The sequence below is a fragment of the Paenibacillus sp. LK1 genome (assembly GCF_002750415.1).
GTDB classification, from domain to species: Bacteria; Bacillota; Bacilli; order Paenibacillales; family Paenibacillaceae; genus Paenibacillus; species Paenibacillus taichungensis.
The window spans coordinates 810,272-824,104 of the sequence record NZ_PEII01000001.1 but is presented as its reverse complement, the minus strand read 5'-3'; the positions used below and the strand labels follow the sequence as shown (position 1 = coordinate 824,104).

At 35.1% G+C, this 13,833-nt stretch carries 16 protein-coding genes; all 16 read left to right on the top strand.

Features of this window, described 5'->3' with window-relative positions:
• Positions 1 to 2,277: 2,277 nt before the first annotated feature.
• Complete coding sequence (locus tag CS562_RS03765; RefSeq protein ID WP_180287012.1) at positions 2,278 to 5,829, top strand: phage tail protein; 3,552 nt, start codon at positions 2,278 to 2,280, stop codon at positions 5,827 to 5,829.
• A 74-nt stretch (positions 5,830 to 5,903) separates the two neighbouring features.
• The gene (locus tag CS562_RS03760; RefSeq protein ID WP_257219337.1) at positions 5,904 to 6,716 is read left to right on the top strand and encodes a stalk domain-containing protein; all 813 of its coding nucleotides are present in this window, start codon (positions 5,904 to 5,906) and stop codon (positions 6,714 to 6,716) included.
• Positions 6,717 to 6,949: 233 nt separating this feature from the next.
• Positions 6,950 to 7,114: a hypothetical protein gene (locus tag CS562_RS32815; RefSeq protein WP_180287011.1), complete on the top strand. Its 165-nt coding sequence runs from the start codon at positions 6,950 to 6,952 to the stop codon at positions 7,112 to 7,114.
• A 9-nt stretch (positions 7,115 to 7,123) separates the two neighbouring features.
• Positions 7,124 to 7,774 (top strand): hypothetical protein, encoded by a 651-nt coding sequence (locus CS562_RS03755; RefSeq protein WP_099853661.1) that lies wholly within the window; start codon positions 7,124 to 7,126, stop codon positions 7,772 to 7,774.
• Positions 7,775 to 8,113: 339 nt separating this feature from the next.
• Positions 8,114 to 8,491, top strand: a complete 378-nt coding sequence (locus CS562_RS03750; protein WP_099853659.1) for a type II toxin-antitoxin system PemK/MazF family toxin — start codon at positions 8,114 to 8,116, stop codon at positions 8,489 to 8,491.
• Between the two features lie 115 nt (positions 8,492 to 8,606).
• Positions 8,607 to 8,849 (top strand): hypothetical protein, encoded by a 243-nt coding sequence (locus CS562_RS03745; protein ID WP_099853657.1) that lies wholly within the window; start codon positions 8,607 to 8,609, stop codon positions 8,847 to 8,849.
• Between the two features lie 65 nt (positions 8,850 to 8,914).
• On the top strand, positions 8,915 to 9,370 hold the full coding sequence (locus CS562_RS03740; RefSeq protein ID WP_099853655.1) for a YkyB family protein: 456 nt from the start codon (positions 8,915 to 8,917) through the stop codon (positions 9,368 to 9,370).
• A 293-nt stretch (positions 9,371 to 9,663) separates the two neighbouring features.
• Complete coding sequence (locus CS562_RS03730; RefSeq protein WP_099853651.1) at positions 9,664 to 10,176, top strand: hypothetical protein; 513 nt, start codon at positions 9,664 to 9,666, stop codon at positions 10,174 to 10,176.
• Positions 10,177 to 10,223: 47 nt separating this feature from the next.
• Complete coding sequence (locus tag CS562_RS03725; protein ID WP_099853649.1) at positions 10,224 to 10,787, top strand: hypothetical protein; 564 nt, start codon at positions 10,224 to 10,226, stop codon at positions 10,785 to 10,787.
• Between the two features lie 42 nt (positions 10,788 to 10,829).
• Positions 10,830 to 10,976 carry a hypothetical protein gene (locus tag CS562_RS32735; protein WP_180287010.1) on the top strand — a complete coding sequence of 49 codons (147 nt, stop codon included), beginning with the start codon at positions 10,830 to 10,832 and terminating at the stop codon, positions 10,974 to 10,976.
• An 82-nt stretch (positions 10,977 to 11,058) separates the two neighbouring features.
• Entirely contained in the window at positions 11,059 to 11,244 is a 186-nt protein-coding gene (locus CS562_RS03720; protein ID WP_099853647.1) for a hypothetical protein, read from the top strand.
• A 29-nt stretch (positions 11,245 to 11,273) separates the two neighbouring features.
• Positions 11,274 to 11,699 (top strand): hypothetical protein, encoded by a 426-nt coding sequence (locus CS562_RS03715; RefSeq protein WP_099853645.1) that lies wholly within the window; start codon positions 11,274 to 11,276, stop codon positions 11,697 to 11,699.
• A 16-nt stretch (positions 11,700 to 11,715) separates the two neighbouring features.
• Positions 11,716 to 12,315, top strand: a complete 600-nt coding sequence (locus tag CS562_RS03710) for a hypothetical protein (protein ID WP_099853643.1) — start codon at positions 11,716 to 11,718, stop codon at positions 12,313 to 12,315.
• A 40-nt stretch (positions 12,316 to 12,355) separates the two neighbouring features.
• Positions 12,356 to 12,937, top strand: a complete 582-nt coding sequence (locus CS562_RS32810; RefSeq protein WP_099853642.1) for a hypothetical protein — start codon at positions 12,356 to 12,358, stop codon at positions 12,935 to 12,937.
• Positions 12,938 to 13,195: 258 nt separating this feature from the next.
• Positions 13,196 to 13,630, top strand: a complete 435-nt coding sequence (locus CS562_RS03695; protein ID WP_099853638.1) for a hypothetical protein — start codon at positions 13,196 to 13,198, stop codon at positions 13,628 to 13,630.
• Positions 13,631 to 13,768 (top strand): hypothetical protein, encoded by a 138-nt coding sequence (locus tag CS562_RS32805; protein ID WP_180287009.1) that lies wholly within the window; start codon positions 13,631 to 13,633, stop codon positions 13,766 to 13,768.
• The last annotated feature ends 65 nt before the right edge of the window (positions 13,769 to 13,833 follow it).

Sequence of the window (13,833 nt, the reverse complement as noted above, 5' to 3'; positions counted from 1 at the left end):
ATGAAATCTCTGGTTCAAGCTCCTCATCAACGAATAGCTCACCTACAAAAGTTAAGACTACTAGCTCTGATGGTAAGACTACGACTGAAATTGTAAATGCTACAGAGAAAGAAAGAGCCGATGCAATACGTGAAACTAAACTTAACATATCTTCACAAGAGAAAGATGTATATCAACTTGGACTAGATATCGTTGAAGGCGTGATTGCTGGATCAGAAAATGCAATATCAGCTTTGCAGTCCAAACGTGAATTGTCGGCCAATAAGCAAAGCCGCTACACACAAGACAGTCCTGAATGGCGTAAGGAAGAAATGGCTCAGAGTAGCTATCTTCAACAAGAGCAGAAATTGATCGAGCAACAAAATAAAGATATTCGCCAACAACTTATTGAACAGAAGATTACTCGTGGCGAGTTTGATTTAAAAATGGCTGAAAATAGTGCTAAGTGGTGGGATTATCAAGCACAAATTGACGAGAAGCGCAAAAATGTATTTGATAGTCAACTTTCTTCCTATGACAAACAAATCAAAGCGGATGACGATGCGTTATCTGTATCTGATGCCAATTTGAAACTGATGACTGAAGGTACGGTTGAGTACAATAAAGAGTTGAAAAGTCAGATTCCAATTCTTGAGCATAAGAGTTCAGTTTTAGCCAAAGAAATCGAGTACACCAAGTCTCTGGTTGTAAGTGGTAAATTGAATGCTGAAATGACAGCATACTATAATGATAAACTTCAAGAGTTCAATTTATCATTATTGGGTACTAACGCTGCATTGGCTGATGTAAATAAGACACTTAAAGATTTGCGAGAATCCGCTGCTGATAATGTAATTGATGAGTACAAAAAGGTTATAGAGAAGCAACGTGACTTGGCTTTGGAAGCTCTCGATCAGGAACGAGAGAAGGAAGATAAGCGCCACAAGGAACGCACTAAGAACATTGATGATGAGCAAAAACAATTCGAGAATTACGTAAATGCTCGACTCAAGGCGTTTGATCGTGAAAATGCTGGTGTTGATTATGAAGAAGAACTTAAGAAGAAGATGGAAGAACGGCAAAAAGTTCAGGACAAATTTAATAGATACTCANTATGAAGAAGAACTTAAGAAGAAGATGGAAGAACGGCAAAAAGTTCAGGACAAATTTAATAGATACTCAATGGATAGAACTATGGAAGGGAAAGCTGTTCGTAAAGAACTGCAAGACCAACTAGATGCCCTAGACGAAGAAATCTTTAAATATCAACGTGACCGTGAACGTGAACTGATTAAGCAGGGCTTACAAGATCAACTTGACGATAACAAGAATTACAACGACAAGATTAAAGATGAAGAAGATAAACTTCATGATGATACGCTTGATAAGATTGATGAAGAAAAGAAAAAGACAGAGCGAAAATATAAAGACATCCTTGAGGATCAGAAGAAATTCTATGAACTCAAAAAAGGATTGATGAGTAACGATGCAAATGTTGTAACTGCTACACTAGGAATCATCGGTGGAGAGTATGATAAATTGTTTGCCAATATCAAAGATCATACATTCGAGACATCACAAGAGATGCAGAATATGATCAATGAAGTTCAAACTTCTTTAGAGAACCTGAACAAGTTCAAAATTGGAGATTATACGCCTACTGAAGCTGGTAGTGGTGGAAGTGGAAATAATTCTAGTAATGGATCAACAGGAACGATTAAAGGCACGATGGCTGCAAGACAGGCATGGACTGAGTATCTGAGCAATAAGCAACAAGCTGAATCAATTAAGGAACAAATGAAGAAGCTGGATAAGTCATCAACCCAATACAAGAACCTTGAGAATGATTTCAATAGACTCAAGTCCAGCAATGACCAACTTCGTTCAGTGTATGGATTTCCTGATGGTAGCTTTGATAGCTTAGTTAGTCAAAAAATCTTTAGTGCTGAAACTGGCGGCATGACTCCTTCATTCTCAGGTGGAAAGTTGCTGCTTGCTCATGAGAAAGAGTTGGTTCTCAACAAAGGCGACACAAGAAACATGTTAGAAGCAGTTGATATTACTCGTAGTATTGTTGATAAGATTAAAGGTATTAATCTTTCCTCTTTCACCCCTTCGATTAACAATAAACAATCCACACCTGAACCAAATATCACATATAAAATCACAAACAACATCACTGCACAACCACATCATAATGAAAAAGATATTGCTTCAGAAGTCGTTTCAAGATTCCAGAAAATGAAAAGATAAGGAGAGGGTTAACTCCCTCTTCTTTATTTGTATAGGAGAGATAAATTGTTAGGAAATATAGATAGAAATAAAAAACCCATTCAACCCCAGTATTTTCTTGCCAAACCCAACCGTGAGATTGTTAGTAAGTTGAGTGAAGCATTTAATGATAATATTTCAACTAAATTAAATGGAACTGGAGAATTAAACTTATCTCTACCCTACAAAATTGACAAGCATCATATTTTGAAAACAAATAATAACATTGAATTAATTAGAGAGAGATACTTAATCAATGTGAAAACAGGAAATAAGTCCGAATGGTACATTATACACAATATTGAAAATTCATTAGAAAATAAAGATATGTTAAATGTATCTTGTTATTCCCTTGAATATGAATTGAACAATACAATAATTAAAACATACTCTGTTGAAGCACATGGTGCAGACCAAGTAATGATTGATGTACTGGCTGATACATTGTGGAATATTGATTACATTGATGCTGATTTTAAATTGAGTAAAAGAGCATTTGAATTTAATTCAACTAATGTATTGTTAGCTCTAGTGTCTATTGCAGATAAATACAACGCCATTTTGAATTTTGACTCGGAAAATCGACTTATTAGTATGACTAAACCTGAGTTAACTGGAATCAACATGGGATTAACGGTTGGGCATGGAAAGTTAATGAAGAGTATGAATGTCCAAAGCAATGCCAAAGACATGGTTACTAGATTGTTTGCATATGGTAAGGATGGTCTTGGTATTCAAAAAGTGAATCCTACAGGACAGAATTATATTGAGAATTTTGGCTACTGGTTATATCCTTTTGAACGTGATGAGAATAAAATGGTGATTTCATCAAGTCACTATATGTCGGATTCGCTCTGCCACGCCCTACTCGATTATGAAGCACTGGTTGAGAGCAATAAAGGATTGTTCAAACAGTACTTGGATAGTTTGGAACTGTACGAGAGAGAACTAAACGAACTCAAAGTCGATTTGAATAAACTCCAGAATGATGAAAAAGTTATTCAAGAAGTTAAGGTTACACAACAATTTGGCGACAAGATGTATTTTGAAAAGTATCAACATAGTGGTAGTACATCTCGAACATTTAAGTTGAACAAAGGATATAACTATGCAGCTATGATTAAAGTTGATTCCTCTTCTGGCGTAACTGTTAGTCTAAATGGCTCTGTTAAATCAGTAACATCAGGTAGATGGGTAATGTTGGGCAAGTTAAACAATCTAGAGACAACAACTATTACAGTTAATGGATCATCTACTGGTGTGTTTATGCAAGTTGCTACTATCTCAATTGAAGAATATCAGATGGCTGGCAATGACAATGCAATCGTAGAACGTTACAGTTTAGACAATAAAGAAAACCAGATCAACCTTAAGCAAATTGAGATTAGTAACAAGTTAAATCAGATTACAAATGTTCAGAGTCAAATAAGTAGCTTGAAGAACATACTTGATTCGCAAAACAACTTCACAAATGAGCAATTAACAGAATTGAAGAACTATGTAATTCAAGGTGAATTTAGTGATGATGTATACATAGATGAAAAAGATTTGTATGAAGCAGCCCAAGATAAGTTTAAAGAATTGCAGATACCAGAATTATCAGTAGAAGTTGATATTGTTAATTTCTTAGAGATTATTGAGGAACAACGGAATTGGAAGAAACTTAATCTTGGTGACTACATCAACATTAAATATGAACCACTTGGTATTGCTCTTGAGGCTCGTATAATTGAAATAGATTATGACTTTGCTGGATCAAGTATTAAATTAACTTTGAGCAATGCAAAAAGTGTCAATGCTAAAGCAGATATTCTAGAAAAAATGTTAAGAGACTATCAAAATACAAGTGTAATCGTGGATACAAGTAAAACCAAATGGGGTCAAGCTGTTGTAGATTCGTCTGATATGAGTAAGCTATTCGATAATTTTTGGAATAAAACTACTGAGCAGATCAGGATGAGTGTAAATAACACAGTCACCATTGATAATACAGGTATAACTCTCGTAGATCCGAATAATCCGATGGAATACCTGAAATTAACCGCGGGGGCTATCGGTCTAACCAGAAGCGGAGGAAACCGTTTCGAAACAGCAATAAATTCGCGTGGCGTGATTGCGGAGATGGTGCTAGGAAAACTCATTTTAGGACAGCGGATAACCATTGGCGACACGCTGGGTGTATTTACTATCGAAGGCTCCAAGTTAATGATAGATGATCGGTGCGGACGACCTGTACTCAGACTTGGTATGATTTCTGAACAACCAGATGTGTTCGGGTTAAATGTTAATCGCTATGCTTCAAGTAACTGCAACGATAAAACTATCACAAACGTATCAGGCATAGACAATGGTCGTGGATTCTACATTGATAAGATTCGTAACGGAGTAACTTCAAATGTATTTGGTCTGTCTCAAGAGGGTGACTTGCGTTTACGTGTCGGTGACAACAATGAAATAATGTTATTGACATCAGAAGGTCTTTCCCTTGGCGCTTCCACCTTCGCCAATGCGCCATTCCGCGTAGACTTTTTCGGGAACTGCTATTTGAATTCCTTGTTCGCGGATCGAGCAGTTATCAAAAACTCTAAATTTGGTAATGGTGAAATTGATGAATCTTCTCTAACGTTACGTGACGGTGACGGCATCTTTCGGATTCTTCCCAAGGTTGGTATGTGGGGAGGAAAAATTTCAGAGGGAGCAGAAGATTTTGATAAGGGTAATTTTTCGGTTGATATGTTTGGTAACCTTAAAGCTCACAATGCTAAATTTTACGGTAAAGCTGGCGAGTTACTTATTGATACAGATGCAGGCGTAATCGACCTAGACAAGTTCGATATGATCAATGTTGGTAAACTAACTGCCGAAATGCTAGAAGTAAACGCCATCCTTGCAGATGATGGATATGTAAATAACTTGACCGTGAACCGACTTAAAACCATTGGTAAAGATGCTGAAGTTGGACAATTTATTGACTATATTGACATTCAAGATAACTCTGAGCGCTATGTAACAGCAAAAGTGTCTGCAAAGGAACAGGCGAAGGATTCTCGTGATAGACTATTATATTGGGAGGACAGCGAAAGACGTATTTTAACCACAGAAAATACAGGGATAATTGCTTATTCTTACACGCTCCCTAAAGAAAGTATGAAAGTTAAACGTGAGACCACCTTTATCGGTTCAGGTGATGCAGCTCAACCTGTCGAGAAAATTGGTACTGGTGATGGCGGTGCAAATGATCGAGCTAAGATGGTCAACACCAAATACAATGGCGGGTATAAGGAAGAGTATAAAGCTAGTAATAACGCCAGAGAGCGTAGTATCGATTTTAAAGATAATGGTATTACTTTGATTTCAGACAATGGCACTTTTACAGCACAAAGTAAAGATTTTCAATTTATTGCTTCAGATAATGGTTCTTATAAGCTTGGATTAGCCAATGGTTCAGTTTTTGAACTTTCCTCAACTGGATTAAAAATAGATGTCCAAGGAAATATTGAAATGAAGGCAACAGGCAACATTACTAGAACTGCTGGCGGTAATATTAAAGATCAAGCAACTCGTATTGATTTGAACTAAACTATACCATTCCAATTACCGATAATAATGGTATAGACTAGATATACAAACAATACCATTATTGGAGGTACATAATGAAGAAGATGATTAGTAAATTGTCTACGTTTACATTGGGGGCAATTGTTGGTATTACTGTGACTGCTGGTTCTGCTGTTGGAGCAGCCGCATATCTTAAAGCTACTCAAAGTAATGTTAAGATTGTTGTAGATGGCACTCAGGCAAAATTATCTGAAAGTCCACTGAACGTTAATGGGAAACTCTATCTTCCTGTTCGTGATACTGCAAATGCAATGGGCTATTCAGTTGAGTCTGTAACTAGTTCAACCGTTAGTTTAAAAGAAGGTGTTTCCAAAAGCAATGCGACAACCAATAGTGGAACAACTGCTCAATCTGGAACTGGATCAAACAATGGTTCAACGGGCGGTCAGTCTGGAACGGATACTACCAATCCAAGTAAACCAAGCACCACCAACAATAATTCAACAAGCAAAAAGGTGAATAATTTGAAAGAAACTTACTCAACAGATGGTAAATTAGATGCTGAGAAGATTCGTACAGCATTGAATAATGGAACGTTAGATGTAAATGCTCAGGACTCCAGTAATGGAGGAAATACATTGTTGATGTACGCTATTGAGGAAGAAAATTACGAAGCGTATAAGGCTATTAATAGGAATGCTCTCGACGTAAATACTCAAAGAGATGATTTGAAGACAGCCTTGCATATCACTCTAATCAACAACAACTCATTTTACTTCGGTGAATTAATTAACAAGAAACCTAATGCAACTCTAAAGGACTCAAGTGGGAAAACTGCATTGGATTATGCAGACAAAAACTCTTCTTTACGAGTTGATCTCAATGCTTACATGCTCTTCAACAAATAAAAACAAATAAACAATAACATTTCCAATCAAGCGTCTAGACTAATTCTAGGCGCTTTTTCTTTTACCAACTATGTGCAGATAACAAGGTCACTTTTACCAACTAAATGTTGCATATACATTGTATATGTTATATGAAAATGATATAATTTTAACGTAACAGTATAACCAAAGTAACATAATAATATACCTTCAATCATAAATTAACTGTAAAAAGTTTTTATGAAGGAGAGTATATGAAGAAAAAAGGAGGATTTAAAATGTCTCCAACAGCCATTGTAGATCTTGCAGCCAAAAGAAGAGAAAAAGCAATGGAAAATTATCCAGCGCCTAAGCCTATAAAAAGATTGACTGAAGAACAAATGAAATCTTCTGAAAATAAGCGTAGACGAGAGGATTGATTATGTCACATGACTAAATCTCAATATAATGCTAAGTTTTTGGATAAGTCCAATTGGTCATTAATTAAAAACGGGTGGGTTTTTGAAGCCATTGTCCCTTATGTTGGTGAACGACCATTGGATTTTTTTATTCCTGACAATAAAAGCAAGTTTCGCGGTACTACTACTGGAACTAGAAAAGTAAAAGGCCCAAGAAAAGGTACGAATATTGCTACAACTGAGAACTTTTCACGTGGCGGGGAATTTGAAATTGTATTAACCGCCAAGACAAGGAAAATTGTTGTCTTGTCAAATGACGACTTAGACAATAGTTTGGGTCATGGTACTGTAATGATTGCTAAGATTGTTAGCGTTGACGAACATGAAAAAGAAGAAGAATGGTACAAGCTCACAGTGGAAGGTTCACATCCCTTCTTTGTTCATCTTGACGAAGCTTTTACTGGTAAAGAGTGTTTTATCGATATGGCGAGTATTACTACGATACATAAGAACCTGCTATTTGAAGAGAAATTTTTCTTAGGCAATAATATCATGATGAATGTCACTAGCAAACTCGATTACTTAATGAATTTAGGTTTCTATAGACACTCTATAGCAGTAGGTAATGCATCAGGGATCTCAGGCATGCCTTCGATTGTGAGAGGAAACGCTTCCTCTTGATAAATTTGAGTGTAGAGTGCATAAAGGATTGGGCAAATGAAGCCTGATCCTATTTTTTTCACCAATATTGATAAAATAACAGCTTCATTTATTATATTTACGTTTAATATGAAGTATCCCAAGTTTAACTTCACGTACCCTTGCTTTTACTTGTCAAGCTTTTTTAGTCGGGGACTAAAATATTGCTTGATGTCACGTTTTACATATTGACTAAGATTCGTATTTGTGAAAATAGAACGTGCGTTCTCTTGTATGTGGCTCGTTTTGAGGTATAATCAGATTAAGAGTAAAAATAACACTGTGTCGTAAAGAAAAATAAGACTAAGGAGTGGATGCATTATGAGTTTGGTAATGGAACGTAGAGGAGCTGAAGCGAAAACAATTAAACGTATGGAAGTGTGGGAAGTCGATTTGCCAGCAGGAGATGGTAGCGTTCAAGGGGGACATCGACCTTGTGTTGTAATTAGTAATGATATGGGAAACAAATATAGTCCAGTTGTAATTGTAGTTCCTTTAACATCGAGCAAACTAAAGAAAAGAATGCCCACACACGTGTTTGTAGATGCTAATGAATGCGGAGTTTTCAATGATAGTACAGCCCTGTGCGAACAGGTCTTAACTGTTAAGAAGGAAAGATTGCAATATAAGATTTTTGAGATGCCAAAGAATTACATAGGGAAGATTAGAAATGCTATTAACATAAGTTTGAGTTTGTGAATGTAGTAAGAATATTAAATGATAAAATAATAAGAATGAAAATAAGTATTGACGATAAAGAAGTCGTGACTTATACTTAGAAAGTAACAACAAATAAAACTTAAGGAGAAAGTAAATGAGCCTGAAACTAGCACTAGAAGAAACAAGTACATATGATGATGCAAAATACGTAATGTTCTCAAAAGAAAATGTTCTGAATGAAGACTTGAGTTACTTCAATTTAACCCAAGATAAATTGTATCCAATACACGAAGAAGATGATAGTCTCACCCAAAGTTCAGATTACTATATAATCAATGATGAAGGTATAGCTTCTTTTATCGCACTAAAATGTGTGAAACGGAAACTTTATAAATAATAAAATAATAATCCAAGATTTATTTCTTGGATAATACATAGATTACTCTGTTAGGGAGGTGATATTTGATTGGGAAGGAGATCACAAGTAGCGATCTTCTAAAGGAAAGCGAAGCATTGTTTACGATTAACAAGGCAGCGAAACGAGCAGAGAAGATATTTAGAACTAGTAGTTGTAAAAGTGGTAAGTGTAGTAAGAAGAAGCTAGGGAATAAATTAAACAAATTGTATGAGATGAAACGACATATTATCGAAAAGGCATTGACCTCTGATCTAGCTGAACTTAGAGGTATACATAGTAAGTTTGATGCAATCGGAAATAAGGAAGATCTTTTATACTATCAGTTTGGGAAATATAATTTTCATGTACCAGTTGATTCTTATGAAATATGCAACGTTCCCTATTTGGGTGAGTATGTTCAAAAGAAGTATTTAAAGCGCAACAAGAGTAAATATACAACAAGTAGAGCTAAGTTAATTCTTAATAACTGGATGCTTGAATATAGAGATGAAGATAATTAAGCAATGGTTTAATTATGGTGATTGCTTTTACATTGAAATTGATGACGAATACTATACAGATGCCGAATATGAACTATTCGTTCGTGGACATGGTGAGTATAGCGATTTGAAAGGATTCATCAGTCTTATTAATTGGCTTTATGAGCGAAAGGTTAACATTAGGCTCATTCTAAACTCATTTGATAAAAGGTCAGCCAAGAAGAACTATAAGTTTGTGAAAAAATTGCAGAGTAAACACAAATTGATACCACAGGATATTGAAGTGTTATTAATAACTGAATAGGAGGAAGTAAATGTATCAAGTAATGTTGACTGAAAAGGGTAAGTTGGAATTGGATAAGTGGGATGCTCTCATCAAACAGGGTAACGAAGACTTTACACAAGAAGAAGATTTTCAAATCATTACACCTTTGGCGATTGTAGCAGGAAGAATGTCCGCTGATTTTTTGACAATCACTACTGAGTCAAAGAGCATAAGTGAAATGATCAGTAAATTGAATGAGCAGATGGAGTATAAATGTGGGTATGCTTGTGATGGGTCAAGGCTTAATTCCGATTGGTTCACATTCAAATTGCAAGATGATTATCGATACAGTCATTTGATGAAGTCAACCATTGGAGCAGACTTGCTATACACCATTCTGTTTGAGAATTTAGAATTTAAAGAAGTGAAGGAATTGCTTATCAAAACATACTCAAAAGAAAACAATGATGTTATTAAAGAAATTATTACTCAAAAAATAGAAAATGCCGAAACACCATATGAGCTATTTAGTATTAAAACAAATATGGTACTGATAAAATAAGGATTTTATGGAGAATAAAAATACATATAACAACGTAGGAATTATAAATGAGTAATAAATTCTATATTGAACGGGACATCCATAATCAAATCACCAGTCTATTGTTGCGAATCGAAAATGGAGAGATCAAAAATTCAGGCGAATTGAACGTTATTAATGTGATTCACAGTCGTATGGTGACACTAGGTAAACATGTGTTTCAAGAAGAATTTGAATATGATTATTTAGAACTACTGAAGTATTTCGCCTTGTTTATGTACAAGCAAGGTCATATTGATAAAGCAGCAAAGTATATGACTTCAATTGAATTCTTTAAGTATACTCATCAACTAAAAGCGCCATTTGCCGTTGTTATGGAATCATTTGATAAAGATAAGGTACTAATGTCGATTTCTGACTATAAGAATATTGGAATTACATTAGAAAATGTCCGAGAATGGGCTACCAAGAAGGATCAATATAAACTAATTCAAGAATTGGAATTTGTCTACAATAACGATGGTCAAAAAGAAGTATATTTTGATCTGTACTTTAAAGATATCTCACTTAATGATTTTAAAGTAGGGAAAATCAATGATATGTCAGAAAAGGTTAATTGGGGATTGTACTAAGAGTTGATGAAACAAACATTTTACTTGAAAGGAGGTGAGGAATTGAAGGTAAAACAATGTTGTATCACTGAGGTTATTAAGGTAGTAGTAAACAAAGGTACTGGCACAAATGAAGATCCAGTTCGAGAAGTAACTCAGTATTGGGGAAAAGATGGAAAGAAAATTGCAGAGATTGATCCAACGAATTAATTTGCTAGAGATTGAATAGATATAAAGACTGTTGAATAGAGTAAGCAAAAAATAATTATACATACAAAAGGAGAATGAAAATATGTTTGAAGTGATTTTTATGGTTAATAACGGTGGAGAATTTACAACTTATATCAATATTCATGTTAAGAAAGAATCAATGATTGAAGGGCAAGACGAGGTTGCAAAAGCAACTGAATATGTTCAACACCATTTTGGGATTGATCCGTCAAATCTGTCACTTGCGAGTTCAGATGAACTAGAGTAATACGAGTATAATAAAAGGAGAAAATAAATTTGGATAGAAAAATTGCAGAAAACTTAATGATGGCTGAAAGCGATAAGGGTCGAGAGTATCGAGATTATATACTTAATAATTTAAGCATAAATCAACAGGCAGAGGAATTAGAGATTAATATTTTTCCTGAGTTTTATGAGTTATTTAATGAATCTGAAGAAGATGAGCAAATGACAACTGTTGAAGAATTGAATATCAACTACGGGTTAGCGGTAGGAGCTATGGCAATTGCAGCGCATCAATCCGATGATTTAGATTTGCATGGTGTATTAACTTTCTATCTGAAGACACCTGAAGATTATATTGATGCTTTATATGATTGGGGAACAATGCCAACGCAAGAAGCAACAGAAGAATTTCTTAGTCAATTCTATCACAAGGATGATAAGGATCAGATTGTGAATAAATACGAGTGGGATATCTAATAGAGGAGAATAAAATATGAATAATAAACTATTGTTTTATGTAGATACTGATTTGCTTGACGAAGGCAACATTGAATATACAATTGTGAAATTGTTATTAGAGTCTGGTGATACTAACGCTGAGACCAAGATCAAGGGCAAAACTATTTCCGAATGCAATGAAAAACTACATAAGCAAATTCTGAGAGAAAGACCACAACAAATTATTTTTGAAAGAACTGGTTGGGCAGCACCCTTGAAAGATTCGTATCTCGATTATTTGTCGCAACATCTTGGAGATGTCTTAATGGATCAAGCGGGAAATCTTTACTATAGAGACCTAGTGTCACAAGAGGGATCTCAGAATACCAAAACGAAACCAGACCGTCTCGTTAGTTTCAGTAAGAATGTTAATATTGGCGACTTTAAATTAGATAATCATTCATTACCAGATCTATCAATTATTATTGAAAAATTAGGCATCCAATTTGAATCGCTCACAACTCTCTCTAGTCTAAATTCAGCCAAGGCTAAAGCTAGTTTAAACCTTACAGATGGAGTAGAAGAGTTCAAAAATTTGCTGGATCAAATATATAAATTAAACATGTGGGTATTGGCTAATCCACCAGTGAAATGATAGTTTCATAGACTTCAATAGAGGGGAGGGATGTTAAACATTGATTCAAAATGAACAGTCAGATGAGTTGGCAGCACTCAGGCTTGCTATGCGATTTACAATTGAGTTTATCAAGAAACATGATCGACAATATAAAGATTTGGTATACATAGATTTGTTGCATGAGGGATTGTCTCTTATGCCTGATACAGACGTATGCAGGAAAGCGTTCCAAATCATCGATAACGAAGGAATTTATCCAGACGAAGATTACTATGAGAAGCAGCATATCGATGTAATTAATGAAAGACCAATAGAACAAATAACATCTGTCTTTACTGCTGGAACGAAGAGGTCGAAACGGTCATATTATATGACTTCTTTTGACATACCCAATCCTAACGGAGAATGTCCTAAGTTCATCCAAAAGATTACTATGTACAATCTATTTAAGGTAAACGGTAGGTATGTAAAGGAAAAAGTATTCACTGATGAGATTGTGCAAGGTATGGATAAGATAGATGATTTAATTTTAAAACATCTAAACTTAGGAAGCATGAAGAAAGTCGGCAGTATTTTATGGATGGAAATGTTAAGAGGACAAAATAGAGAGGGACGAGTAAATGAACGAAAGAGATTTTAAGAATATTTGCGATAGAGCAATCGAAGATATCAATAGCCGTGTTAATTGCGATCTAAGAGGAAGTTTTATTACATCGGCACAAGAAATGTATATGAGAATGTCTATTATGGAGTACCACAAAGAGTTGTTGAAGCGTGGGTATATAGCTGAACCTTCGTCAAATTGAAGATAGTTGAGGACACAATGTGGCTCATTGTAGCCTGAAATAGTCGATTTTGTAGCACAGTGTGTACACATTGTACACAGAGAGGAGGAGTTGTGCGGTTTTATGAAATGCTTTATTCAAATGTAGGACATGAATTGAAGAAGAAATCGACCCATTTGTTACAGATCAGCATTAACGAATCCCTTATTTCAAATGAAACATGTCTTGTTGATATAGATGGATTCAATATCCCAAACCTATTATCAGGTGTAATTGTACTTGTTGCGGCTGAACGTAATATGACAGTTGTCATGGGAAGTGGATGGATGAATCCATATCAAAAACGATACGCTCATGTTTATACGGTTAGTAGTTTTAACAAATTACATAAAAACAAACGACCAAGCAACATTCTCATAACTGAAGGTGTAGATATTGATAAATTGAAACTTGGTAATAGGGATAAGATAATATCTGGTTTTGTAGATTACGAGAAGTATCAGAGGAGAGAACTTAGAAAATTAAAGTTGCGAGAGGAGGTGAAGTAGATGGATAAACTTACAGTAAAACAAATGGATGAACTGATTCAGAAACATCCAGAGCTTGTACAATACATTCAATTCACTGGTAGAGGACATTTGATTGCACAAGAAGTGATTGAGAAATTTAAACAACTTAATAAATAGTATTCTGCTTAATAGCAATGGAATTAGATTAAGGTAAGTTGACTTATCCTAACTCATTTTGTATT

Bases quoted from the DNA above. Each gene is read 5' to 3' on its own strand.
- CS562_RS03760 (WP_257219337.1), top strand. From the start codon at position 5,904: ATGAAGAAGATGATTAGTAAATTGTCTACGTTTACATTGGGGGCAATT.
- CS562_RS32815 (WP_180287011.1), top strand. From the start codon at position 6,950: ATGAAGAAAAAAGGAGGATTTAAAATGTCTCCAACAGCCATTGTAGAT.
- CS562_RS03755 (WP_099853661.1), top strand. From the start codon at position 7,124: ATGACTAAATCTCAATATAATGCTAAGTTTTTGGATAAGTCCAATTGG.
- CS562_RS03750 (WP_099853659.1), top strand. From the start codon at position 8,114: ATGAGTTTGGTAATGGAACGTAGAGGAGCTGAAGCGAAAACAATTAAA.
- CS562_RS03745 (WP_099853657.1), top strand. From the start codon at position 8,607: ATGAGCCTGAAACTAGCACTAGAAGAAACAAGTACATATGATGATGCA.
- CS562_RS03730 (WP_099853651.1), top strand. From the start codon at position 9,664: ATGTATCAAGTAATGTTGACTGAAAAGGGTAAGTTGGAATTGGATAAG.
- CS562_RS03725 (WP_099853649.1), top strand. From the start codon at position 10,224: ATGAGTAATAAATTCTATATTGAACGGGACATCCATAATCAAATCACC.
- CS562_RS03720 (WP_099853647.1), top strand. From the start codon at position 11,059: ATGTTTGAAGTGATTTTTATGGTTAATAACGGTGGAGAATTTACAACT.
- CS562_RS03710 (WP_099853643.1), top strand. From the start codon at position 11,716: ATGAATAATAAACTATTGTTTTATGTAGATACTGATTTGCTTGACGAA.
- CS562_RS32805 (WP_180287009.1), top strand. From the start codon at position 13,631: ATGGATAAACTTACAGTAAAACAAATGGATGAACTGATTCAGAAACAT.